At 59.1% G+C, this 25,502-nt stretch carries 20 protein-coding genes; 2 read left to right on the top strand and 18 right to left on the bottom strand.

Annotation, left to right across the window (positions count from 1 at the left end):
* Nucleotides 1-31: 31 nt before the first annotated feature.
* From mukB to cmoM, 4 genes are read right to left on the bottom strand one after another with little or no spacing between them, the layout of a single operon-like run.
* Nucleotides 32-4,480, bottom strand: coding sequence for a chromosome partition protein MukB (gene mukB / locus ACJ8IM_RS08085; protein ID WP_033654238.1), 4,449 nt, complete (start codon nt 4,478-4,480; stop codon nt 32-34).
* Nucleotides 4,477-5,205: a chromosome partition protein MukE gene (mukE, locus tag ACJ8IM_RS08080; protein WP_033637863.1), complete on the bottom strand. Its 729-nt coding sequence runs from the start codon at nt 5,203-5,205 to the stop codon at nt 4,477-4,479. The genes mukB and mukE overlap by 4 nt, the downstream gene beginning before the upstream one ends.
* On the bottom strand, nt 5,186-6,508 hold the full coding sequence (gene mukF / locus ACJ8IM_RS08075) for a chromosome partition protein MukF (protein ID WP_004928228.1): 1,323 nt from the start codon (nt 6,506-6,508) through the stop codon (nt 5,186-5,188). Before mukF ends, mukE begins: the two co-directional genes overlap by 20 nt.
* Complete coding sequence (gene cmoM, locus ACJ8IM_RS08070) at nt 6,505-7,290, bottom strand: tRNA uridine 5-oxyacetic acid(34) methyltransferase CmoM (RefSeq protein WP_033646604.1); 786 nt, start codon at nt 7,288-7,290, stop codon at nt 6,505-6,507. Before cmoM ends, mukF begins: the two co-directional genes overlap by 4 nt.
* Before the next feature lie 152 nt (nt 7,291-7,442).
* On the opposite strand from cmoM, the gene elyC reads away from it, so the two are divergent.
* Complete coding sequence (elyC, locus tag ACJ8IM_RS08065) at nt 7,443-8,216, top strand: envelope biogenesis factor ElyC (protein WP_033654239.1); 774 nt, start codon at nt 7,443-7,445, stop codon at nt 8,214-8,216.
* 7 nt (nt 8,217-8,223) lie between these two features.
* Here the strand turns inward: elyC and ACJ8IM_RS08060 are convergent, their stop codons facing one another.
* The 6 genes from ACJ8IM_RS08060 to cspE form a co-directional block, all read right to left on the bottom strand.
* Entirely contained in the window at nt 8,224-9,120 is an 897-nt protein-coding gene (locus ACJ8IM_RS08060; RefSeq protein WP_033654240.1) for a YcbJ family phosphotransferase, read from the bottom strand.
* A 149-nt stretch (nt 9,121-9,269) separates the two neighbouring features.
* On the bottom strand, nt 9,270-10,019 hold the full coding sequence (kdsB, locus tag ACJ8IM_RS08055) for a 3-deoxy-manno-octulosonate cytidylyltransferase (protein ID WP_004928235.1): 750 nt from the start codon (nt 10,017-10,019) through the stop codon (nt 9,270-9,272).
* A complete protein-coding gene (locus ACJ8IM_RS08050) occupies nt 10,016-10,198 on the bottom strand; it encodes a Trm112 family protein (RefSeq protein ID WP_004928237.1) in 183 nt (60 codons plus the stop codon). The genes kdsB and ACJ8IM_RS08050 overlap by 4 nt, the downstream gene beginning before the upstream one ends.
* A gap of 296 nt (nt 10,199-10,494) precedes the next feature.
* On the bottom strand, nt 10,495-11,721 hold the full coding sequence (locus ACJ8IM_RS08045) for a winged helix-turn-helix domain-containing protein (RefSeq protein WP_033654242.1): 1,227 nt from the start codon (nt 11,719-11,721) through the stop codon (nt 10,495-10,497).
* Nucleotides 11,722-11,834: 113 nt separating this feature from the next.
* Nucleotides 11,835-12,056: a cold-shock protein gene (locus ACJ8IM_RS08040; protein WP_004928241.1), complete on the bottom strand. Its 222-nt coding sequence runs from the start codon at nt 12,054-12,056 to the stop codon at nt 11,835-11,837.
* A gap of 221 nt (nt 12,057-12,277) precedes the next feature.
* Nucleotides 12,278-12,487: a transcription antiterminator/RNA stability regulator CspE gene (cspE, locus tag ACJ8IM_RS08035; protein WP_019454537.1), complete on the bottom strand. Its 210-nt coding sequence runs from the start codon at nt 12,485-12,487 to the stop codon at nt 12,278-12,280.
* Between the two features lie 525 nt (nt 12,488-13,012).
* Between cspE and hglS the strand changes: the two genes are divergently transcribed.
* Nucleotides 13,013-14,419: a 2-oxoadipate dioxygenase/decarboxylase HglS gene (gene hglS, locus ACJ8IM_RS08030; RefSeq protein WP_033637856.1), complete on the top strand. Its 1,407-nt coding sequence runs from the start codon at nt 13,013-13,015 to the stop codon at nt 14,417-14,419.
* 2 nt (nt 14,420-14,421) lie between these two features.
* On the opposite strand, the gene lpxK is transcribed toward hglS, so the two are convergent.
* From lpxK to serC, 8 genes are all read right to left on the bottom strand, one after another.
* Entirely contained in the window at nt 14,422-15,402 is a 981-nt protein-coding gene (lpxK, locus tag ACJ8IM_RS08025; protein ID WP_033654244.1) for a tetraacyldisaccharide 4'-kinase, read from the bottom strand.
* Nucleotides 15,402-17,150 (bottom strand): lipid A ABC transporter ATP-binding protein/permease MsbA, encoded by a 1,749-nt coding sequence (gene msbA, locus ACJ8IM_RS08020; protein WP_021504329.1) that lies wholly within the window; start codon nt 17,148-17,150, stop codon nt 15,402-15,404. Before msbA ends, lpxK begins: the two co-directional genes overlap by 1 nt.
* Nucleotides 17,151-17,185: 35 nt before the next feature.
* Nucleotides 17,186-19,456 (bottom strand): ComEC family protein, encoded by a 2,271-nt coding sequence (locus tag ACJ8IM_RS08015; protein ID WP_080289909.1) that lies wholly within the window; start codon nt 19,454-19,456, stop codon nt 17,186-17,188.
* 280 nt (nt 19,457-19,736) lie between these two features.
* Nucleotides 19,737-20,021 carry an integration host factor subunit beta gene (gene ihfB, locus ACJ8IM_RS08010; RefSeq protein WP_004928264.1) on the bottom strand — a complete coding sequence of 95 codons (285 nt, stop codon included), beginning with the start codon at nt 20,019-20,021 and terminating at the stop codon, nt 19,737-19,739.
* 62 nt (nt 20,022-20,083) lie between these two features.
* Nucleotides 20,084-21,757: a 30S ribosomal protein S1 gene (gene rpsA, locus ACJ8IM_RS08005; protein WP_004928267.1), complete on the bottom strand. Its 1,674-nt coding sequence runs from the start codon at nt 21,755-21,757 to the stop codon at nt 20,084-20,086.
* Nucleotides 21,758-21,941: 184 nt separating this feature from the next.
* On the bottom strand, nt 21,942-22,631 hold the full coding sequence (gene cmk, locus ACJ8IM_RS08000; protein ID WP_004928270.1) for a (d)CMP kinase: 690 nt from the start codon (nt 22,629-22,631) through the stop codon (nt 21,942-21,944).
* 259 nt (nt 22,632-22,890) lie between these two features.
* Entirely contained in the window at nt 22,891-24,177 is a 1,287-nt protein-coding gene (gene aroA / locus ACJ8IM_RS07995) for a 3-phosphoshikimate 1-carboxyvinyltransferase (RefSeq protein ID WP_033654246.1), read from the bottom strand.
* Between the two features lie 114 nt (nt 24,178-24,291).
* Nucleotides 24,292-25,377, bottom strand: coding sequence for a 3-phosphoserine/phosphohydroxythreonine transaminase (gene serC / locus ACJ8IM_RS07990; RefSeq protein WP_033654248.1), 1,086 nt, complete (start codon nt 25,375-25,377; stop codon nt 24,292-24,294).
* Between the last annotated feature and the right edge of the window lie 125 nt (nt 25,378-25,502).

The raw sequence follows: 25,502 nt of genomic DNA, 5'->3' as shown, positions 1-25,502 counted from the left end.
TATTTTCGGATTTTTAGGGCGTTTTTCTGCGTTACGGCGTTTCAACCGGCGCAGTACCCAGCGCCGGCGGCTCACCGGCGAAACCGCGCAGCCCCACCACGTGCACATGCTCGTGGTTCTGGAACACTTTACGCACCAGTTTATAGGTGGTGCCCTTCTCCGGACTGATGTTTTCCGGCGCCGCGATGATCAGCTGCATTTCCAGACGGTCGCACAGTTCGAACAGCGTAGCGATCGACTTGGCATCCAGACGCGCCGCTTCATCGAGGAACAGCAGGCGACACGGCGAGATGTCTTTACCGCGCAGGCGGCGGGATTCTTCTTCCCAGCTCTGCACCACCATCACCAGGATTGACATCCCGGTACCGATGGCTTCACCGGTAGACAACGCGCCGCTTTCCGCACGCAGCCAGCCGTCGGAGCCACGGTATACCTCCACTTCCATCTCCAGGTAGTTGCGGTAGTCCAGCAACTCCTCGCCGATGGTCTGTGGTGTGCGCTGCCCCATGTCGATCTGCGGATTCAGGCGCTGATACAGCTTGGCCAACGCTTCGGAGAAGGTCAGACGGTTGCTGTTGAACAGATCCTGATGCTGTTCCTGCTGCTCGGAGAGCACATCCAGCAGGGTAGCATGCGCTTCGCGCACATTGACGTTCAGGCGCACGCTCTTCACCTGGCCGAAGGAAACGGCCTGCAGCCCCTGGTTCAGCATGCGAATGCGGTTCTGCTCGCGCTGAATGGTTTTGCGAATGATGTTGGCCACGCTTTTCGAACTGATCGCCAGCTTCTGCTCGCGCGCGGTCAGCTCTTCGGTCAGACGGCCCAACTCGATTTCCATCTGTTCGATGGCCTCGACCGGATCGTCGGTGCGGATGATGTCCTGACGGATGCGCTCGCGCAGGTGCTGGTACACCGCGATATAGAACTGAATCTTACGCTCCGGCCGCTTCGGATCTTCCGACAGGCGCAGCACATCGCGCAGGTGTTCGTTATCCGCCACGGCCAGACGCAGCGCACCGAGCGCCTTATCCGACATCGAGCGCAGCTCGTCGCCATCCATATACGCCAGCTCGCGGCGGTGCAGGCGGCGTTCCACGCCGTTGTCTTTCACCAGGCGCATCACCGCGCACCAGCCCGCCTTGGCGGTCACCACCTGCTCACGCAGCTGATGATAATCGCGTTCCAGCTTGCGCAGTTTCTTCTGCAGGCCGTCCATTTCGGCTTCGCAGAAGGTCAGCTGTTTCTCCAGCTGATTGCGGCGAGCGCGGTTGTTGCTCAGCGCCGCATGCAGTTCGTCGCGACGCGCGCGGGCGCGCGCTTCGGCATTGGCGTCGGCCTGCACGCCGATGTCCACCAGCTCTTGGCTCAGCTCTTTCAGCATGTCGCGCTTGGCGTCGTACGAGCTTTTCAGCGAGGCCAGCACCTGGCTGTACTGGGTGAACTGGGTTTGATACTGACGCAGTTGCTCACGGGCGCGGGCGCGTTCGGCTTCCGCCTGCTCCAGACGCTGGCGCAGCTTATCGTTCAGATCGTTGTTGGCATTCTGCATGCCGGCAGAGTCGGTGTAGCTGAAGTGCGCACGACGCTGCACCACTTCAGTGAGCGCGAACGCCTGCTGTTTAGCCTGACGCTGCACGCTTTGCGCCTGCGCGTAATCCTGCTGCAGCTGTTCATGCTGCTGCGGATCGCTCTGCAGCACCGACAGCAGCGGCTCCAGCTTGGCCAGCGACACGCCGTGCTGCTGAATATGACGCGCGGCGTCCTGCGCTTCTTCCAGCTCTTCGCGCATCTCGTCGACGCGGTCCTGCAACGTTTCATCGTTCAGCAACGACACCAGCGGCATCAGGCGGTTGAGCGCGGAAATGCCCTCTTTGGCCTGATCGTACTGCTGACGCTGCTGCTGGTTCTGCGCTTCGTGATTGTTCAGCGCGCGTTCGATTTCGCCACGGCGGGCGTTCAGGCCGCGGATCTCCGCTTCTGGGTCGGCGTCGAACGCCACCGCCAGATGAGTGCCGATAAAGCGGCTGAAAGCCTGGTGCGAGCGCTGGGTTTTCTGCACGTCGAACGACAGCGTGGCGTAGCGCTCCGCCAGCGTTTCACGCTCGGCATGCAGCACTTCCAGGCGATTTTCGCGCGCCGCGCGGCCGAACAACGGCACTTCCGGGTAGCGGGAATAACGCCACTGGCGATCGGCGATTTTCACCACCACCGCTTTTTCCTGCTCTTCGACGGCGAATACGCTGTCATCGAACGACTGCGGATCCCCTTCGATCAGGTAAAGATCTTCCGGGCAATCTTCCAGCCCTTCCAGCATCTCGCGCACCAGCGACAGATCCGGCACCACGATGGCGTGGCGCGAAGGGCCGTACAGCGCCGAGAAGTAAGGCGCGTCGTCGATGGTGACGTCATCGTAGATTTCCGACAGCAACACGCCGCCGAAACGTTCGGCCAGCGTGACCAGGCGTTGATCTTCCGCGCCGCCCGGCTGGCTGAGACGTTCGATCTGCGCTTCCACTTCACGTTTGCGGGCCGCCACTTCGTCGCGCTCGACGGTGGTTTCACGCTCGCGCTCCAGCAGCTGCTGCATGTATTCGGTCACCTGCTGGCTGTTTTCCAGCGGCTCTCCGCTCTGATCGCTGAGCTGGCTCAGAGCGTCCTGCGCCGCCAGCCACACCGGCGCGCGCGCCGTCAGCTCACGGATGCGCTGCTGGATCTGCTCCAGCTCCTGGCGCATCTCCATGCGGCGTTCGCCGGCTTCGCTGACGTTCTGCGACAGCGCTTCCAGGCGCTCTTCCAGCTCCTGCTGCAGCATGTCAAGATCGTCCGGCTGGTACTCTTGGCCATGGCGTTTGCAAAACTCTTGCAGCAGGCGCTCGGCGTCCTGCTGCGAGCGCAGGCGCTGTTCCAGTTCGCTCAGGCGCAGGCGCAACGGCTGAACGCGCTCGGCGAGGTGCTGCTGCGAAGGCCAGTCGCGCAGCAATTCGCGCGCGCACTGCCAGGCTTCGCTGCGGCTGACCTGGCCGGCGATTTTACCCACCAACTGATAGGCCTGTTCGAACTGGCCGTGCGCGGCGTCGGCCACGCTCAGCTTCTGTTCCAGCATCAGCAGCGCTTCGGTCGCCTCCTGCTCGCGGGCCTGGAAGGTATCCAGCCACTGTTCGGCGTTATCGGCGGTCAGATCCGGCAGTTGGCACAGCGCGCGTGCGCGCTCCAGCGCCTGCAGCGCCTGCTGATACTGAATGGCGCGGGTCTGCTGCACGTCGAGCGCCTGCTGGTAGTCGGCCAGTTGGCTCTTTAGCTCATCCACTTCCAGCTCGGCCGCTTCGGCGCGCGCTTCATTTTCGGCCTGTTGCTCGCTCGCCTCGGCCACCACTTCGTTCTGCTCTTCCAGACGGTAGGTCAGCTCTTCCAGATCGGCTTCATAGCGCTCGATCTTCTCCTGCTGACGCATCGCCGTCTGCACCAGATTCAGGTGGTCGCTGGCGGCCTGGTAATCGGTTTCCAGATCGGATTCGGCACCGCTCTGTTCGCTCAGCTCGCGCGCCATTTCCACATGGCGATACTGTTCGGCGGCCAGCTGCTTGCGGCTGCCCAACAGATCGCTGCGCAGCGCCAGCGCGCCGTCCAGATGGATGCGGCGTTCGTTGGCGTGGCGCATATAGTCCGCCGCCACATAGGAAGTGGCCTCGGAGATCAGATGCTTGAACAGATCGCGATCCGACTGGGTGACGCGGATCGCTTCCAGCGTCATGCGGTTTTCGCGCAGCGCCGCTTCCATATCCTGGAACGCCTTGCGCACGCCGCTGTTTTCCGGCAGCAGGTAATCGCGCAGCGAGCGGGTGATGGCGCTGGAAATACCGCCGTACAGCGACGCTTCAATCAGACGGTAGAATTTGCTGCGATCGGCGGATGAACGCAGGCGTTTCGGGATCACGCCCAGATCGAACATCAGCGAGTGGTAATCGGTGATGGAGTTGAACTGCTTGAACTGCACGCCCTCCATCTCTTCCACGCGATCCTTCAGTTCCTGCAACGACAGCACGCGCGCCTGGCGCTCACCCACGGTCTGGGTCAGCAGCTCGGTCGGCTGCACCGCGGTCGGCAGGCCCTGAATGGTGAACGGTTTGATGTCGACCTTGCGATCGCGCCCCGCCACCTGCTGCAGACGCACGCCGACCACCACGCGCTGGTGGCGCGAGTTGACGACGTCGAGGGTGGAGTAGCACACGCCGGCGCGCAGCTTGCCGTGCAGGCCTTTATCGCGCGAACCGCTGGTGGCGCCCGCTTCGGTGGTGTTACGGAAGTGCAGCAGCGTCAGATCGGGGATCAGTGCGGTGACGAAAGCCGCCATGGTGGTGGATTTCCCTGCCCCGTTACCGCCGGACAGCGTGGTCACCAGCTCATCCAGATCAAAGGTGCGGGCAAAGAAGCCGTTCCAGTTAACCAGCGTCAGCGAGCGAAATTTACCGCGTTCAATCATTCCTGTTCATCCTCTGCACCGTCAGGAGCGTTATCAACCTGCTGATCCTCAGCCTCATTCTCATCGTTCAGCGACAGGCTGGTTTCAACCGGCATCGCCTCGCCGTCGCGAATCATGCGCAGCTGCGCTTCACGCGGATCGTCGCCGCTGCGCACGTCGGCGCCGAAGCGGAACACCGCCTCGGTAATGCGGAACTTGCTGCTGTCATTGCCCATGAAGTAGACCATGCCAAGGCGGCGCAGGCGGTTCAGCGAGGTGCGCACCTTTTCGTGCAGCTTCTGCCGATCGAGATCTGAACCGGTGGAGCGCTGGTTGACGAACTTCAGCAGCTTGTTCTCATCGGCCAGGCTCAGCAACTCGTCGTACAGCTCCTGATGGCTGAAAATGCCTTCGTGCGCCAGGCGCTCGGGGCTGAGGTACAGGTAGCACAAGATCTTACCCACCATCATATCCAGCTCGGACAGCACCGAGCGCGGGATCAGCGTGGTGGAGCGCGGGCGCAAATAGAAGAAACCTTCCGGCGCCCGAATCAGCTCGACGCTGTAACGGGTGTAAAATTCTTCCAGCTCATCCTGGAAATCCATTAAAAAGGCATGGTTGTCCAGCTCATCGATACCGATGTGACGACCCGCGCGCAGTTGGCTGTCCAGCGCCGGGAACAGCGAGTTGGACAGTGCCTTGGCCAGCTTGACTGGCATTACTTGTTCAATATTTGTCGATGACATGGGCCTGGACCTTGGCTCCGTAATCATTGATTGCCTGCCATTCCGCCGGCAACCCTGAGAAATCTGCTTCAGCCACACCGAGGCGCACTGCCTGGTCGACCACTAAACGTGCCACGTCGAAATGACGCGCACGCGGATATTGCGCCAGATAATCGCGCATCACCGCTGCAAGGTTGAGCGGCATCTGCTGTTCCTGATACACCTTCAGCGCCTCTTCGATCATTGCCGCCAGCTGTTCGCGAATTTCGCTGAACTCTTCGAACTCCAGATCCGGCGGCAGTTCCCCGGTCACTTCCTCGCTGCGCAGCGCCAGTTCTTCGTCGCGCATGTCCAGCAGACGATCGGCATTGGCATGGGTCAGCGCCCACGGGTGGTCGAAATAGGTTTGCACCGACTGGCGCAGGCGTTGGGCGAACACGCGGTTTTTATCCATATCGATAGCGGTACGGATAAATTTATGCACGTGGCGATCGTAGCCGATCCACAGGTCAATCGCCTGCTGGCCCCAGCTGATGATGCGATCCAGCTTGCTTTGCAGATCGAACACCAGCTTGTCGACGAAGCCCAGCTCCACGTTGCCGAGGGTGGCGTCCTGGATGCGCAGCAGGTTGGCCTGCAGCTTGTCGCCCGCCGCATCCAGCGTATCCTGCAGCTCGCGCAGGGTGCCCGAGGTTTCCGACAGCAGCATCTCGCAGCTGGAGATCGCCGCCCGCCAGTCTTTGCTCAGCAGCGCCGCGATGTCGTTTTTCACGCTCTGCTGCTGCTCGTCCATCACGCGTTGGGTCATGTCGATACTGTCGAAGATTTCCGCCACCGAATATTTCAACGGCGCGAACACGTTGCGGTGCCAATGGAAATCGTCGCCGCCCTCGTCGGCGGCGTCGGCGGCGCGCTTGAGCTCCTGCGCCACGATCGACAGCTGCATCGACAGACGCAGCGTGGAGAATTCGCGTTGGCGAATATAGTAATCGGTAATGCCGATGCCCAGCGGCGTGAGGCGGTAAATCGCGTTACCGTCCGCCAGTTCGCTGGTAAAGCGGTTCAACAGGCGCTGGCGCACCATGTCGTTGATCGCATTGTTGGCGCGCATCGCCACCGTTTCATGCGTCTGTTCAAAACCCTTGCTGACATGGCGAAATGCATCAACCAGCTCACCTTCGCTCATCTCGCCGTCCAGCCGTTCGCCGTTCAGGGTGGCGATGGCGAGCAAAAATGCGAGACGCTCAGTAGGGAGCGAAATAGAGAAATCATTTTTCCGTGCCCAGGCGACCAGTTCGGGTACTGTCTGGGAAAATTCACTCATAGTTCGTCCTTCAGGTTTGGTTTATGCGCCATGACGTGAATATAGCGCCCCAAACTCACGTACGGCTCCTGCCGGCAATAGTGCTGTTCAAGCGCCAGTAACTCTTCAAATTTTTGTGTTTGCAGCTGTCTGCTCTGCAGATAGTCGTGGAACACCCGCACCCCGGTTTTGCCGCTGATGCGCATGCCCAGCTGTTCCAGCCAACCGTAGACCAATAGCGGATCGTGCGGATATTGCGGCGACAGCGAACGCTTGCGGCGCCGCCTGACCTCGGGATCCACCAGTTGGAAATTACCCAACACCACGTTGCGCATCAAGAGGCCGTTGGCGTTGAAAAACATCAGCGACAGCGCGCCGCCCGGCGTCAGGCAGTCATACAACGCCCGCAGCGCCGCTTCGGGCTCGGCGATCCATTCAAGCACTGCATGAAACAATATCAGATCAACCGGCTGTTCCAAATGTTGAGCGATATCCTGCGCAGAACTTTGTACGAATTGCATGTTCTGGCTCACACCTTTCTGCTCCGCCAGCTGCGCGGCGCGCTGGATCATCTCACCAGAAAGATCGCACAACAACACCTGATGTCCTAATTCTGCCAGTTGGCAGGCCATATGGCCTTCACCGCCCCCGGCGTCGAGGATGCGCAGCGGCCGCTGCGGCAACTGCGCCAGCAGCCCGGTCAGATCCTGCCAAACCACCGCCTGGCGGATTTTTCCTTTCGTGGTGCCGTAAATATTACGCGCAAATTTTTCAGCAATATCGTCAAAATTGCGATCCTGCATGGACAACGGCTCCGCTGATCTCATTCTTGTCGGCGGCAAAGCGCACGCCCATTCAAACCTGCTATTTTGGCACAGACTGGCTTAGAATGTATCTTCTTGCGGCCGGTTTATGCCTGGATGCCGCTTTTTCACCCAAAAGGATCTGATTTTCGATGCTGTTCAACCTGAAAAAGTTCTTTGGCGCCCTGCTGATGCCGCTGCCGCTGTTGATGCTGCTGATGGGGCTGGCGCTGCTGCTGCTGTGGTTCACCCGCTGGCAAAAAAGCGGTAAGACGATTTTCACGCTGAGCTGGCTGTTTTTACTGCTTTTCAGCCTGCAACCGGTGGCCGACCGGCTGCTGCGGCCGATCGAAGCCGAATACCAGACTTATCGCGGCAACGATCCGGTCAGCTACATCGTGGTATTGGGCGGGGGCTATACCTACAATCCCGATTGGGCGCCCAGCTCGAACCTGCTCGGCAACAGTCTGCCGCGTGTGACGGAAGGCGTGCGGCTTTATCTTGCGCATCCCGGCGCCAGGATGGTGTTTACCGGCGCGTCCGCCGGACGCATGCAAAGCAACGCCGCCACGGCGGCGCTGGTGGCCGAAAGCCTGGGCGTGCCGCGCAGTGATATGGTGATCCTGGGGGAACCGCGCGATACCGAGCAAGAGGCCGCTCAGGTCGCCAAGTTGGTCGGCGAGCAACCCTTCATTCTGGTCACCTCCGCCAACCATCTGCCGCGCGCCATGCGTTTCTTCAAGGCCAAGGGCCTGCACCCGATCCCGGCGCCGGCCAACCAGTTGGCGATCGACTCGCCGCTGAATATCTGGGATCGCGCCACGCCATCGTCAATGTTCCTCGGCCATACCGAGCGCGCCTGGTATGAAACGCTGGGCAGCCTGTGGCAATGGCTGAAAGGCGCGGACCGCGCCGGCGCCGAGTAAGGCCCGTTCAACCGGCCAGCCAGGGCAGCAGCTGTTGCGACGCATAATCGAACGGCCGCCGCTCCAGCTTGCCGGTATGGATCAAACGCCCCACCGCTTCCCACACCACGTACAGCCAGCGCCGCGCCAGAAAAGCGTCGGCGACCGGCGCGCGCCGCAGATAGCTGAACAGCAGTTGGCTGGGCATACCCGCCTCGCACAGGCGGAAAAGATCGTATTCGCGTGGCGCCCACAGCACCACGCCGGGATTGAGCATCGCCAGCAGTTGATCGCTTTTGGGATCTTTCAGCATGCTGCGCAGCGACAGGTTGCCGTGCACCAGAACGCAAGGATCGTCGAAGCCGACGAAAAAATGGGTCAGCGCTTCGCGCGTGCGGTACAGCAAACGGCGATCCGCCATGGTCAGCTGCGGGGTGGTGAGATTGACCACCGTCGCCCACAGCACTTCGACCCGCTGTTGATACCAGCAAAACCAGTCGTTCTCCTGCGTGCTGTCAACGCTGCCGACGCTGCCGTGGCTGTCGATGCGGTGCCAGGCCAATATCCCGTCAACGATCTGCTCCATCAGCATATTCCAGCGATCCGGCGAACGCGTCGGCGCTTCAGCCGACACGCCGCGCAGGCGCTCGATCAGCAGGATTTCCTTGTACGGCGCCTGGTGGGTACACACCACGCCGTACACCGTAGGCAGGCGAATATCCCCGTCGCGCGCCAGCATTGACAGCTTGTACGCCTCCTGCTGGGCGATACCCTGACAGATAAAGCTTTTCGCCATCAGCGGGATCGCGTTGCCCTGCCGATCGTACAGCGAATACATATGCGCATAAGGCTGCTCGCTCACCCGCTCCAGCCGGCTGATGGACTCACCCAGCACAATGCTCAGTTCGGCGCGTAACTGCTCCATAAGGCATTCACCTCAGGCTAATAGGGGGATGCGTAACATCATCGAACGGTGAGCGGAAAAATTCTTCAACGCAGATCAACAAAACGGGGATCAATAATGGAGGGTATTGCATCGTCGGCGCGTTGCGCGCCGCGCCGACGAACTCAGGCTCAGGGTTGAATGCTGTCGCGCACGCGCTGGAGATCTTCCGGCGTATCGACCCCCACGCTCGGGATCGCTTTCGCGACCGCCACGTGGATTTTTTCACCGTACCACAGCACCCGCAGCTGTTCCAACAGCTCGATCTGCTCCAGTTGGCTCGGCGCCCAGCTGACGTAGCGGCGCACGAAGCCGGCGCGATAGGCGTAGATGCCGATATGACGCAGCAGGCTGTCGCCGATGCTCTCTTTCGACGCGGCGAAACGCTCGCGATCCCACGGAATGGTGGCGCGGGAGAAATAGAGCGCGTAGCCCTGCGCGTCCATCACGACCTTCACCGCGTTGGGGTTGAAAGCCTCTTCGGCGCTCTCGATCGGCACCGCCAGCGTCGCCATACCGGCCTGGCTGCCCGCCAGGTTCTCAGCCACCTGACGCACGATCACCGGCGGGATCAGCGGTTCGTCGCCCTGCACGTTAACGATGATCTGATCGTCGGCAAAGCCGTAGTGCGCGATCACTTCCGCCAGACGCTCGGTGCCGGAATGGTGATCCGGGCTGGTCATGCACACTTCGCCGCCGGCGGCTTCCACCGCTTTGGCGACTTCAGGGTGATCGGTCGCCACGATGACGCGGCTGGCGCCGGACTCGCGGGCGCGCTCCATCACGTGCACCACCATCGGCTTGCCGTGAATATCGGCCAGCGGTTTGCCCGGCAAACGGGTTGAGGCGTAGCGGGCGGGAATAATAGCGATAAAACTCATGCGTGCTTCTCATCCAGCGACAGCGCACGCGCTTCATTTTCCAACAGCACCGGAATGCCGTCGCGCAGCGGGTAAGCCAACCCGTCCGCTTTGCACACCAGTTCCTGGTTTTCTTTATTGAAATAGAGTTTGCCGTTGCATACCGGGCAGGCAACGATTTCGAGTAAACGGTGGTCCATGCATCCTCCGCTAGGGGATTGGTCATCTGGGAAAGGCAGTGAGGATAGCATAACGCCCGGCCTCAGGTTAATCACCGGCGGCGCCAACCCAGCGATATTTCCTCAGCGCGCCGGCGCAACAGCTTGAACTGCGGCGCATCCCGGCGTAGAATTTTGTGATACAAATCACAAAAAGGCCGTGATACGTGATCAAACGTCTGCATAAAATCATCGCTCTGTTCGCTAACTTCAGCCACTGAGCCCCTTTGTAACGAGCGGCGCTGAACTTCGTTTTACCCCACCGACGGCGTCGCTCGTTATCCCACTTCCCAGCCGGTACCCCATTCAGCGGCCAACGCCGCCGGAATGTCGCCCAGCGCGACGCGTTGCGCGCCGTGCCATTTGGCCATACGCGCGATGGCCTGCCGAATATCCTGGGCCCGCCGTTTGCCGAAGCGCACCCGCGGCTCCGCATGAAAGCTGATGATCTCGAACACCCCCTGGCGGCGGTGCGCCTTGGCGTCAATGCGCCCCACCAGTTCACCCCGATGCAGCACCGGCAAGGTGAAGTAGCCATAGCGGCGTTTTTCTTTCGGCGTATAGCACTCCAGCCGATAGTCAAAGTTGAACAGCTCGAGCGCCCGGCGGCGATCCCAAACCACCGGATCAAACGGCGACAGCAGGCTGGTGACCGTCGATTTCAGCTTGCCCTGTTCCGCCAGCGGCAGCAGTTCCGTCAGTGAGCCATGCACATAGAACTGCCCTTCCAGCCCCTCTACCCGCACCGGCGAAATCTCCCCCTGATCCTGCAGCTCTGCCAGCAAAGTTTTTGGCGCCACGCGTTTCAGCCGATAGTAATCCGCCAACCATTCGGCGCGGAAAATGCCCAGATAGCGGCAGGTGCGATGCAACATTTGCCGGCGCGCCCGCTCCGCAGGCAGCGCATGACGCGCATCGTCCCAGGCCGGCAGCAGCCTTTCGGTCAGATCGTAAACCCGGTGGAAGTTGCGACGCTCGGCCACCATCAGCTTGCCGGCGGTAAACAGGATCTCCAGATGCCGTTTCTCCGGTTTCCAGTCCCACCATCCGCTGTTGCCTTTCTTCTCGGCGCTGAAATCGGCGGAGCGCACCGGCCCCTGTTGTTCGATGTGCCGCAGCAGGTTGTCCATCGCCGCCTGGTGCTGCTGCACCCAGTCGGCGGAATATTTCCAGCCCATATCATGCGGCGCCAGCATGCGATGCCGCAGCAGACCAAAATCCTCGATCGGCAGGAAACAGGCTTCGTGCGCCCAATACTCGAACAGCTTGCGGCCGGCGAGCGCCTGCTCCAGCCATTCCGGTTGATAGGCCCCCAAACGGCTGAACAGCACCAGATACGGGCTGCGGGCGACGACGCTAATGGTATCGATTTGTAACAGCCCCATGCGCTGGATCGCGTTCACGACGTCGTCGGGCCGAGCCTGGCGTTTAAGCGGAGAAAGCAGCCCCTGGGCGGCAAGGTGCAGCGCGCGAGCGGCGGTAAGGGAAATTATCGGGGTGGTCATCCTGATATCCGTGGCAAGTAGGCAATGGCCTGATAATAGTGGATATCGAGGGATTTATCTTCGCCAGTGCATGCGGGTGGCGACACCGGCACTGGCGAGGAAGGTGGATGCGATCAGAACGCGATAACGTCTGCCGCGGACAGCCCATGTGAGCTGCGATAGATCGAGAACTCGACGTTCTGACCTTCGTTCAACGACTTATTTTTGGTGTTGGCGATAGCGTTGCGATTGACATAGATTTCGTCGCTGCCATCTACCGGTGAAATAAAACCATAGCCTTCGGCCTGATTAAACCATTTCACGCGGCCCATTTTTAACACAGTATTTTTAAACATAACTTATATCCTTTTACTTGAGCATCCTTGACAACGTCATTTTTTATATTGTCTGGACGCTACCAGCCCATCCTAAAGTTTTTCGTAACAAACCTCTCGTGAGCAAAAAATAAAAAACCCGCACTAAGGCGGGCTTGTTGAACTTAATATCTTCCGCATGACTCAGCGCTGACGCATCACCATGGTTGTATTAAGATCTCTTATACGCGTTCCCTGTATTCTTACAGAGCAACTACGTTGGCGGCAGCCGGCCCGCGCGGGCTGTCCTGAATGGTGTACTCGACGCGCTGGCCTTCAGCCAGGGTCTTGAAACCGTCGGTCATGATTGCGGAGAAGTGTACGAATACATCTTTGCCGCCGTCGTTCTGCTCAATGAAACCAAAACCTTTGCTTTCGTTGAACCACTTAACCTGACCAGTCTTCTTAGACATTACATTTACCTTTAAATATATTTACAAAACCTGCCATAAGAGGCAATTGGGGCCGTTTCAGAAACATTACTTATGGGAGGTACTTAGAAGGTTCGTCTTTGAAGCGGAATCGGATGATAACGTTTTTGGAGGAACTGCTTAACTCTAAACTCGAACATAAATAGGTCTGGATTACAGGCCGACTTGCATTTACTCATAAAACTGGTGAATGCACAAGAGGTTTATTGTCTTAAATTCATAAATAAGCCGAATTTATTTTTATCTCCCTGAATATGCATGACTTAATTTAATGGTCGCCGCGGCCGGACCACCGCGTCTCTCCGCTCGCCAGGGCATCTTTTGCCCGTCTGTGCGCTGCAAATGAGAGCTGACGCATAAAACTCTAATATGCTTGCCACGTCTATAACAAATCCCAAACCAGATAGCTAAACTTGAGGGGAAAACAAGGCAGACGGCTTTTTCGCCAGCACTTTTGCCGCTAAAAACACGATTTTTCAGATTATGCTGAATCAAGGAGCTATGCGCATGACCGCCCAGCAGTTCGTTTCACCTAATGAAATCCGCGCCAGATTCTCTCACGCGATGTCGGACATGTATCAAAAGGAGGTGCCGCTGTACGGCGATCTGCTGGAGCTGGTGGCGGAAACCAACCGACAGGTTCTGCGCGAAGATGCCGCACTGGCTCATCAACTGCAAATTACCGGCGAGATAGAACGCCTGGCGATGGAGCGCCACGGCGCCATCCGGGTCGGCACCGCGGACGAGCTGGCCACCCTGCGCCGCCTGTTCCGGGTGATGGGCATGGCACCGGTCGGTTACTATGACCTGTCGGTGGCGGGCGTTCCGGTGCACTCCACCGCTTTTCGCGCCGTACACGAAGACGCGCTGCAGATCAGTCCTTTCCGCGTGTTCACCTCCCTGCTGCGCCTGGAACTGATAGAAGATCCCGCGCTGCGTGCGCTGGCCGAGCGCTTGCTGGCGCGCCGCCGCATCTTTACCGATCGCGCGCTGGAGCTGATCGCGCTGCAGGAAGCACAAGGCGGGCTGAATGAAGTGCAGGCGCAAGAATTTGTCGAACAAGCGCTGGAAACCTTCCGCTGGCACAACCAGGCGACGGTCAGCGCCGAAGAATACCGGCAGCTGCACGATCAGCATCGCCTGATCGCCGACGTGGTGGCGTTTAAAGGGCCGCATATCAACCATCTGACACCGCGCACGCTGGATATCGATCGCGTTCAGCAGGCGATGCCCGGCCGCGGCATTACGCCCAAGGCGGTCATCGAGGGCCCGCCGCGCCGCCGTCGCGCGATCCTGCTGCGCCAAACCAGCTTCAAGGCGTTGGAAGAACGCGTCGATTTCGTTGAGCATGACGGCCGTGCCGTCGCCGGCCACCATACCGCGCGCTTCGGCGAGATCGAACAGCGCGGTGTGGCGCTGACGACGAAAGGACGAGAACTCTACGACCGTCTGCTGCAGGCCACCAACGATGCGCTGCAGGGGCCGCCGAGCGAGAAGAATGCCGAGCGCTACTATCAACTGCTGGAGGAAAACTTCCGGGCGTTTCCGGATGATTACGCCACGCTGCGCGAGCAACAGCTGGCCTGGTTCCGCTATTTCCCGACCGAATGCGGCCTGGCGGCCAAAGAGTCGCTGGATAAGCACAGCACTCTGGAGCAACTGATCGAGAAAGAACACGTTCGCTTCCAGCCGCTGGTGTATGAAGATTTTCTGCCGGTCAGCGCCGCGGGGATTTTCCAGTCGAATCTGGGGGACAGCCGCCACGCGCAGTACAACGCCGCTTCCAGCCGGGCAGCGTTTGAACAAGCGTTGGGCAGTGAGGTGATCGACGAGCTGGCGCTGTATCAGCAAACCCAGCAGCGTTCGCTGGAAGCCTGCGCGCAAGCCCTGGGGCTTGCCACGCTGACATCCTGAGGTTACTTGGTCAGCAGAGATTCGATATCCTGCAGCAGTTGCTCAGCCTGAGCGGACGGTAGCACCGCATCAACCGGCAAATACCACCAATTGGGCTGGGCAAAGGCGCGACATTTCACCGCGTCCTTCTCCGTCATCAACAGCGTTTGATCGGCAGCAACCAGCGCCGCCAGCTGCGCCTGCTGATATTCCTGATGATCGGCAAACGCCACTTCCTGCACAACCTCGACGTTCAATTTTTCCAACGTCGCGAAGAAACGCGGCGGATGGCCGATGCCCGCCATCGCTACCACGCACGGCAGCTCGGCCGCCGGGCGACGTTCACCGCTCAGCAGGTTCACCGCATCACGCGCCTGCAGGCGCATGGCAATTTCCCCGGCCTGCGCCACGCCGCCATTGGCGACGCGCGCATTGACGCTGCCAAGCCGCGCAGCACGCTCGCGCATCGGCCCGGCCGGCAACCACCAGCCGTTGCCGAAGCGACGCACGCCGTCGATGACCACCAGCTCGAAGTCACGCTGTAAAGCATAGTGCTGCAAGCCATCGTCGGTGACGATCGCATCCAGCGGCTGTTGTTGCAGCAAGGCCTGCACCGCCTCTGCTCGCTTGGGCGCGATCGCCACGGGCGCACCGGTCCGCTGATAAATCAGCACCGGCTCATCGCCCGCCTCGCGGGTCGAGGTATTCTGATTGAGCACCAGGGGATAGACCGCCGACTTACCGCCGTAACCGCGTGACACCACACCAACGCGATAGCCCCGCTGCTGCAGGTGTTCCACCAGCCAGATCACCATCGGCGTTTTGCCGTTGCCACCGGCGGTGAGGTTGCCCACCACCACCACCGGCACCGGCGAACGCCAGCTTTTGCGCAGGCCACAGCGGTAGCTGAGGCGGATCAGCCAGCTGAACAGGCCATACAGCCAGGAGAGCGGCAACAGCGCCAGATAAAGCAGCGAACCGCCGGACCAAATGCGCTCAATCATTATTGACCAAACTGCATGCGGTGCAGTTGCGCATAGGCGCCCTGCCGTTCAAGCAACTCGGCGTGCTCGCCGCGTTCGACGATGCGACCGTCCTCCACCACCAGGATCTCGTCCGCCTTCTCAATCGTCGACAGACGGTGCGCGATCACCAGCGAAGTACGGTCTTTCTGCAGCTCGTCCAGTGCGGCCTGAATGGCACGCTCGGATTCGGTATCCAGCGCAGAAGTCGCCTCATCCAGGATCAGGATCGGGCAATCGCGCAGCAAAGCACGCGCGATGGCGATGCGCTGACGTTGGCCGCCGGACAGCATCACGCCGTTTTCACCGATCACCGTATCCAGGCCGTTTTCCATCTTGTTGATGAAGTCCATCGCGTACGCCATTTCGGCCGCTTTCTCAATCTGCTCGCGGCTGTATTCGCTCTCGCGCGCATAGGCGATGTTATTGGCGATGGTATCGTTGAACAGGTGCACGTTTTGCGAGACCAGCGCCACCTGATTACGCAGTGAGGCCAGGGTATATTCACGCAGATCGTGGCCATCCATCAGGATTTCGCCTTCCTGAATATCGTAGAAGCGCGTCAGCAGGTTGGCGATGGTGGATTTACCCGAACCCGAGCGGCCCACCAACGCCACTGTCTTGCCTTCGGCGATTTTCAGGTTGATATCACGCAGCGCCGGCGTTTCTTTAGCCGGATAGTAGAAGGTGACGTTGCGGAATTCGATGTCGCCTTTCGCACGCTTCACTTCGCGGGTACCGGTGTCTTTTTCCTGTTCCATATCCAAAATGGAGAACAGCGTCTGGCAGGCCGCCATCCCACGCTGGAACTGGGCATTGACGTTGGTCAGCGACTTCAGCGGACGCATCAGCGCGATCATTGACGAGAACACCACGGTAATGGTGCCGGCGGTCAGGGTTTCCATCACGCTCGGGAAGCTGGCGGCAAACAGCACGAACGCCAGGGCCAGCGAAGCGATCAGCTGAATGATCGGATCGGAAATGGAAGACGCAGAGACCAGTTTCATGCCCTGTTGACGCATGCGGTTGCTCACCGAGTTAAAGCGCTCGGTTTCCACCTGCTGGCCACCGAAGATCAGCACTTCTTTATGGCCTTTCAGCATCTGTTCGGCGCTGGTGGTCACCTGCCCCATGGTGTTCTGCATGTTCTTGCTGATGTTGCGAAAACGCTTGGACACCAGGCGAATGGCGATGGAAACGATCGGCGCCAGCACGATCAGGATCACCGACAGCTGCCAGCTGTAGTAGAACATCATGATGAACAGGCCAATGATCGAGGCCCCTTCGCGCACCACGGTCACCAGCGCGCTGGAAGAAGAAGACGCCACCTGCTCGGAATCATAGGTAATGCGCGACAGCAACGTCCCGGTGGATTGCTGATCGAAGAAGGCCACTGGCATTCTCATCATGTGGCCAAACAGGCGGCGGCGCATCTGCATCACCACCATGCCGGAAACCCAGGAAATGCAGTAGCTTGAAACAAAGCTGGTCACGCCGCGCATCAGCATCAGCGCAATCACCGCCAGCGGCATCCACACCAGCACGCTGCTGTCGGTTTTTCCAAACCCATCGTCCAATAACGGTTTAAGCAGAGACAGCATCAGCGTGTCCCCCGCTGCGTTCATAATCAACGCAATGGCGGCCACAATCAGCCCGGTCTTAAAAGGAGTGATCATCGGCCAGAGTCGACGGAACGTCTGCCAGGTCGAGAGATCTTTATCATTCATCATGCAAATACCAGCATCGGAAGAAATAGCGGCCTATTTTACTCATTATCGCCCTCTACGCCAAACCGCTGATGGTACCAACGGGGCATTAATTGTTCGCGAAAGCCTTTAATTTGCCAATCGTTGTCGAAAAAAAGCACCGACAACTGGCCGGAGCGCGTCGTATCGTGCCATGTAATGCCATTTGCCCGATATCGGGCGACCACTTTACGCGCCGGCAAACGCCATTTACCGTAACGAGATGCGGACGCCAGCGCAGCTTCGGGATTAACCGCGCGCAAAAAAGGCGGTGTTGAGGAAGTTTTGCTGCCATGGTGCCCCACCTGCAATACCGTGGCCGTTAAGCGGTCGCGCCGCAATCGGAGCAGCTGCGCCTCCGCCCTCTTTTCCGCATCGCCGGTGAGCAGCAGACTGTATTTCCCGTCGTCGATACGGATCACACAAGAGTCGTCATTAACCGGCCTTTTGAGCATTTTCGGCGGCCACAGCACCTCGAATTGCAACGACTGCCAGCGCCAACGCTCGCCGGCGATGCAGGGTAAATGCCCTTCCCCGCGTATCGGGCTGCGCACGGTAGCTTGCGGGAACGCTCGCCGCATCGTCGGGAGCCCGCCGATATGATCGAGATGAATATGGCTGATAATGATCTGCTCCAGCTCAATGCCCCGCCAGTTCAGCATCGGCAATATATGCCGTTCTGCGGCACTGCCTGTCGCCCAACGATCGCCGGTGTCGTACAGTATCCCCTTGCCGTTTTGCTCGATCACCACCGCCAGGCCGTGCCCGACATCGAGCATGTCGACGCGCCAATGGTAATCCGGTGCTTTACCTCGCCATAACACGCAGCATATGGCTATCGCTGCCAGTCCAGGCGCATAGCGCCACCACCAATGAAAGCGCCAACAGATAACGAGAAGCCATCCCGACGCGCTGGCAAGCAACGAGGCGGCCCCCAAATCCACCCAACCGCGCTGCAGATAATTTAACGGCACAAACACCCATCCCAACGTGAAATCCGCCAACCACCAAAGCCCGTAACTTAGCGAGGGGAAGATGCCGCAAATCAACGCCAGCAAAATCAACGGCACCGTCACCAATGAGACGATGGGCACCGCCCAGAGATTGGCCGGCAGCGAGGTCAACGTCAGGCCCAGAAACAGCGCGGCCTGCATCGGCACCAGCAGCAACGTCATGCCTAGCTGAATATGCAGCCAGCGCACCGGAGCCCAATACCACGCCGAACGAAATCGCTCGCCGAGCGGTGCCCACTCGAACCAAAAAATCAGGCACCCGACCGCCAGTACCGACAACCAGAAACTGTCTGACAAGACCGCCAACGGATCGCACAGCAAAATAAGCCCGATGCACCACAGCCACACTTGCCATGAAGAGCAATGCACGCCGCGCAAACGCAGCAGCATCCACAGCGTCATCGCCAACGCGGTACGCACCGCCGGCGGCTGGGCGCCCACCAACCAAACATAGATCAGCGTCGCCACCCAGCCCGCGATCAACGGAAAGCGATAACCAATCAGATGGGCGGGGAGGAAAAACTGCAGCGCGCGCAGCACTGCCCAGAACAAAATGGCGACCATCGCAACATGTAACCCCGATATGGCCATCAGATGAGCGATACCGGTTTTCAACATCAGCGTGCGCAAAGCCTGTTCGAGCGCGGTTCTTTCCCCAAACGCCAACGCCAGCAACACCGCCTTGTAACGCAATTCACCAATGTTGGCTTCAGCATGGCTGATAATGCGCTGGCGCAGGCCGCAATTCCCCTCCAGCAAGCGCGCCTGCCTGACCTGAGCGGTCAACGGCTGGCGCTGTGCGATCGCCCAACGTTGGCTGTCGAAGCCTCCTTCATTGAGCTTGCCATGCACCGGCCGCATGCGCAGTTTCAATTGCCAACGCTGCCCGGCACACAGCCGTTGCTCTTTCGGAGCCCATGTCGTGGTAAACGCCAGCGCAGGCGCCAGCCAATGGCCGTCGACCCGCTCGATGTGCATCAGGGTCTGCTTACTGACGGCAGGCTCCAGTGCGACGCTGCTTATCTGCACCACCGCCGTCACTTCCGGCACGCGGCTTAAGCGATCCATTTGCCCGAGCAGGCTTCCGGCGTTGAAAACCGCCCATATGAATCCCAATCCCAGGCAGGCCAAATAACGGCAGAACGGCCAACGGGTGCGCAGCAGTAAACCGGCGACCAGCAGCATCGGCCACAGCAACCATTGCTCTGGCAACTGCGGTAAAAGCAGCAGCGGCAAGATGCCGCAGATAACGGCGAATATCGCCAGATCCAGCGAAATTTTGATCGCTCTTCTCCCATCAGCTTCACCATGAGCAAAAACGCGTCACGAAGAGCAAGCAGGATTATTCAAGCGACATGTCGCCGCCAGCGGGCTTTAGTGAGGATGCGGCGAGCACGGCAGGATAAGAGAGGCTTATGCAGCAGCCACACCGCAAATGCGGCGCGGTACGCAATTCACAAGCAGAGCTAGGGGAATTGCAGGCGAAAAAAAACGGCGCCTTAAAGGCACCGTTTTATATTCTTTACAAGCAACAACGCTATGGGCAGTCAGTCAGCGACTAGCCATAGATATTGGCGCGGTCACGCAACTCTTTGCCTGGTTTGAAGTGAGGAACGTACTTGCCGTCCAGCTCGACTTTGTCGCCGGTTTTCGGGTTGCGGCCTACACGCGGGGCACGGTAGTGAAGAGAAAAACTGCCGAATCCGCGGATCTCAATGCGTTCGCCCTCGGCCAGCGTTGCGGCCATGTGCTCAAGCATCTCTTTCACTGCATCCTCAACGGCCTTCGCCGGAATATGAGATTGCTGGCCAGCAAGTCTTTCAATAAGTTCAGACTTGGTCATAGTACCTCCAAGCTTTGCAGCTAAACTACCGTATCGGGGCGGTCAGAGACCGCCCCCCGTCATTACTCGCCTTTAGCCGCTTTGAAAGCTTCAGCCATTGCGTTAGAGAAGTTGCCTTCTTCCTGTTTGTTGTTAACAGTTGCGATGGCGTCTTTCTCGTCAGCTTCGTCCTTAGCACGTACGGACAGGCTTACAACGCGGTTCTTACGGTCAACGCCGGTGAATTTGGCTTCAACTTCGTCACCTACGTTCAGAACCAGAGTTGCATCTTCAATGCGGTCGCGAGAGGCTTCAGATGCACGCAGGTAACCTTCTACGCCGCCTGCCAATTCAACTGTAGCACCTTTGGCGTCAACTGCAGTGACTTTACCAGTAACAATAGCACCTTTCTTGTTCATAGACAGGTAGTTATTGAACGGGTCTTCAGCCAGTTGCTTCACGCCCAGGGAGATACGCTCGCGCTCTGCGTCAACTTGCAGAACAACCGCTGCGATTTCGTCGCCTTTCTTGTATTCACGAACTGCTTCTTCGCCTGCAACGTTCCAGGAGATGTCAGACAGGTGAACCAGGCCGTCGATGCCGCCGTCCAGGCCGATGAAGATACCGAAGTCAGTGATAGACTTGATTTTACCTTCAACGCGGTCGCCCTTGTTGTGGGTTTCTGCGAACTGCTGCCATGGGTTGGATTTGCACTGCTTCAGGCCCAGGGAGATACGACGACGTTCTTCATCGATGTCCAGAACCATCACTTCCACTACGTCGCCCACGTTAACAACTTTGGACGGATGGATGTTTTTGTTGGTCCAATCCATTTCAGAAACGTGTACCAGACCTTCAACGCCTTCTTCGATTTCTACGAAGCAGCCGTAATCAGTCAGGTTGGTTACACGACCAGTCAGCTTGGTGCCTTCTGGGTAACGTTTCGCGATAGCAACCCATGGATCTTCGCCCAGCTGTTTCAGACCCAGGGATACACGAGTACGCTCGCGGTCGAACTTCAGCACTTTAACAGTGATTTCATCGCCAACGTTGACGATTTCGCTTGGGTGCTTAACGCGTTTCCAAGCCATGTCAGTGATGTGCAGCAGGCCGTCTACGCCGCCCAGATCAACGAATGCACCGTAGTCAGTGAGGTTCTTAACGATACCTTTAACTTCCATGCCTTCCTGCAGGTTTTCCAGCAGTTGATCGCGCTCAGCGCTGTTCTCGGATTCGATAACCGCACGGCGAGAAACGACAACGTTGTTGCGCTTCTGATCCAGCTTGATGACTTTGAACTCAAGCTCTTTGCCTTCCAGGTGCAGAGTGTCACGTACCGGACGCACGTCAACCAGGGAACCTGGCAGGAACGCGCGGATGCCGTTCAGCTCGACGGTGAAGCCACCCTTCACTTTGCCGTTGATAACACCGGTTACAGTCTCAGCTTCTTCGTAAGCTTTTTCCAGCGTGATCCAAGCTTCGTGACGCTTAGCTTTCTCACGGGACAGCAGGGTTTCACCGAAGCCGTCTTCAACAGCATCCAGAGCAACGTCAACTTCGTCACCAACCTGGATTTCCAGCTCGCCCTGGGCGTTTTTGAATTGCTCAGCCGGGATGGCAGACTCAGATTTCAGACCGGCGTCAACCAGTACGATATCTTTGTCGATAGCAACAACGACGCCACGAACGATGGAACCCGGGCGGGTTTCGATTTCTTTTAAGGATTCTTCAAAGAGTTGAGCGAAAGATTCAGTCATGTTGTTAATCTTCAGGGTTCTTTAGTTTAACGTCCATTTAGCGTCCCGCCGAATGGGGTTGTTTCACATACCCCGCCATTGGCTCCATGCCGACAGGGTTTAAGGTTACAGGGGTAAAATTTTACCCGATATATTGCGATACCGCTATGACAAATATGACAAAAAGCCAATAGCGCCGCCGCGCTTATTGCTGCGGCAACGCCAACACTTTCTGTGCATACGTCAACGCCTGCCGGATCACTTCTTCGATCGACATGCTGGTAGAGTCCAGCACGAGGGCGTCAGAAGCGGGCACCAGAGGCGCGATAGGCCGATTACGGTCACGGTCGTCCCGTTCCTTTATCTCGGCTAAAAGACGTTCAAAGTTAACATTAAAGCCCTTCTCCTGCAACTGCAGCATGCGGCGGTGCGCGCGCTCCTCCGAGCTGGCGTCGAGGAAAATCTTGACCGGCGCGTCCGGAAACACCACCGTGCCCATGTCGCGGCCATCGGCAATCAGGCCGGGCGCCTCGCGGAATGCGCGCTGGCGGCGCAGCAGCGCCTCGCGCACGCGCGGAAACGCCGCCGCTTGCGACGCGGTGTTGCCGACGGTTTCGGTGCGGATCTCATTGCTGACGTCCTCACCTTCCAAAATCACCTGCAGCTTGCCGTCCTGGGCAACGAAGCGAACATCGAGATGTGCGGCCAGCGGAACCAGCGCTTCCTCAGAAGTGATATCCACCTGATGATGCAACGCTGCCAGCGCCAGCACGCGATAGATCGCGCCGGAGTCCAGCAAACGCCAACCCAGAGACTCGGCCAACGCTTTACACAGCGTGCCTTTGCCTGCGCCACTTGGTCCATCAACGGTTATCACCGGGGCTGTAGCCGTCATTTCTCTCTCCTTCAGGTAGAAAACCTCACAGAGACACGGCGTGCTTCGACTCGAAGCCCGTGCGCTCTGTCACCTGCCCAATCAGGGGCAAATACGGTGGCGTATTATACGCTGCCCTACGGCGATCTGTTACCCTGGAACTGTCCGGTTGTTGAAAATAAGCGCACAACCGCGAAAAAGTATAGAAGAAATGCCGGTCGCCAGAGGTTAAAAATGATAAAGGCCCACAAAGGGGCCTTAAAATAAACGATTTGACGGGTTACGCCGGCTGGCTGATGCGCGCCAGCTGTTCGAAATAGTCCGGGAAGGTTTTCGCGGTGCATTTCGGATCGAGAATGGTGACCGGAGTATCCGACAGCGCCACCAGCGAGAAACACATCGCCATGCGGTGATCGTTGTAGGTGCCAATCTCGGCAAACTGCAGTTTGGCCGGCGGCACGACGTGAATGTAGTCTTCCCCTTCGTCCACTTCCGCCCCCACTTTACGCAGCTCGGTGGCCATCGCCGCCAAACGGTCGGTCTCCTTCACCCGCCAGTTGTAGATATTGCGGATGGTGGTCGGCCCCTCGGCGAACAGCGCCGCGGTGGCGATGGTCATCGCCGCGTCCGGAATGTGGTTCATGTCCATGTCGATGCCGCGCAGTTCACCGCGGCTGCACTCGATGAAATCGTCGCCCCAGGTAATACGCGCGCCCATTTTCTCCAGCACGTCGGCAAACCTGGTGTCGCCCTGCACGCTTTTGCGGCCGATGCCGGTCACGCGCACGGTGCCGCCCTTGATAGCCGCCGCCGCCAGGAAGTAAGAAGCGGAAGACGCGTCGCCCTCAACCAGGTAATCGCCCGGCGCGATATACGTCTGGCGCCCCTGGATATGGAACACCCGATAGTTGTCGTGGCTCACCGATACGCCGAAAGTGCGCATCAGATGCAGCGTGATGTCGATGTACGGCTTGGAAACCAGCTCGCCCTTGATGTGGATCTGCGTATCCTGCGGCGCCAGCGGCGCAGTCATCAGCAACGCGGTCAGGAACTGGCTGGAGACGCTGCCGTCAACGGTGACGTCGCCGCCCTGGAAGCCGCCACGCAGGCGGATCGGCGGGTAATCGGTCTGCTCGAGGTAATCAATCTGCGCCCCGCCCTGGCGCAGCGCGTCCACCAGATGGCCGATCGGGCGCTCTTTCATGCGCGGTTCGCCGGTCAGCACCACGTCGCCTTCGCCGAGGCACAGCGCCGCCGCCAATGGGCGCATCGCCGTCCCGGCATTGCCGAGGAACAGTTCCAGAGGCCGATCGGCCACCAGCGGCCCGGCTACGCCGGTCACTTCGCACAGGGTGCGATCGGCGGAAAGCTGGTAGTTCACGCCCAACGCCTGCAGCGCGTTCAGCATATGACGCACGTCGTCGCTGTCCAGCAGGTTGGTCAGCCGGGTCGTGCCTTTCGCCAGCGCCGCCAGCAGCAGAGCGCGGTTAGAAACGCTCTTCGAGCCGGGTAAGTTGACGGTGCCATTGACCAGGGCGACCGGTTGTAACGTCAGGGAATCCACCATGTGAACAAAACTCTCCAATTCTGATAAACGAAACGGCTCCGGAATAATGCCGGAGCCGCTTTAATGCAAAAGGACAACAGCCTGAGGCAGCCCGCGCCTGGCGGGCTGACGGAATCAACCGTGACGACGTTCGAAGTCGGCCATGAAATCGGTCAGCGCCTGCACGCCGGCCAGCGGCATGGCATTGTAAATAGAAGCGCGCATGCCGCCAACTACCCGGTGGCCTTTCAGCGCCTGCAGGCCGATGGCCTCGGCTTCGCTGAGGAACACCTTGTCCAGCGCCGCATCGGCCAGTTGGAACGGCACGTTCATCCACGAACGGTTGGCGATCGCCACCTGGCTGCGGTAGAAGTTGGATTTATCGATGGTCGCGTACAGCAGCTCGGCCTTGGCCTGATTGCGTTTTTGCATCTCCACCAGGCCGCCCTGCTCTTTCAGCCATTTGAACACCAGCCCGGACAGGTACCAGGCGAAGGTCGGCGGGGTGTTGAACATCGAGTCGTTCTCGGCCAGCACGGTGTAATCGAGGATCGACGGCACTTCTTTGCGCGCCTTGCCCAAAAGATCGTCGCGCACGATCACCAGCGTCAGGCCAGCCGGGCCGATGTTTTTCTGCGCGCCGGCGTAAATCACGCCGAAGCGGCTGACGTCGAGCGGGCGGGACAGGATGGTCGAGGAGTAATCGCCGATCACCACCTTGTCGCCGAAGTCCGGCGTTTCATCGATGGCCACGCCGTCGATGGTCTCATTCGGGCAATAGTGCACGTAAGCCGCGTCGTCGCTGAGCTGCCACTCTTTCATCGGCTTGATGCCGCTCAGGCCGTCGATGCGGGTTTTCACGTCGATGACGTTCGGGGCGCAATACTTTTCCGCTTCCTTGATGGCGCTGTGCGCCCAATAGCCGCCGTCGATATAGTCGGCGGTGGCCTTGTCGCCCAGCAGGTTCAGCGGCAGCGCCGCGAACTGCGCGCGGGCGCCGCCGTGGCAAAACAGCACTTTATAGTTGGAGGGGACTTTCAGCAGATCGCGCAGATCCTGTTCCGCCTGCTCGGCAACGGCGATGAATTCTTTGCTGCGATGACTGATCTCCATCACTGACGTGCCCAACCCGTGCCAGTTGCACAGTTCCTGTTCCGCACGACGCAACACTTCCACCGGCAGCATCGCCGGGCCAGAGCTAAAATTATAAACCTGAGTCATTTCCCCTCACCACATTCACTGTTCGCCGCAGAAAAGCGACCTGTCGAAAAGACGCCCGAAGTTAACGCTCGCGTTAACCAACCCATCGGTTTTATCACTCACGCCCCATAGCTGCAACGCTTATT

The sequence above is a fragment of the Serratia sp. CY33525 genome, from assembly GCF_052169115.1.
Classification (GTDB): Bacteria; Pseudomonadota; Gammaproteobacteria; order Enterobacterales; family Enterobacteriaceae; genus Serratia; species Serratia sarumanii.
The sequence above is the reverse complement of the archived record's forward strand: the minus strand, read 5'-3'. Positions and strand labels throughout refer to the sequence as shown.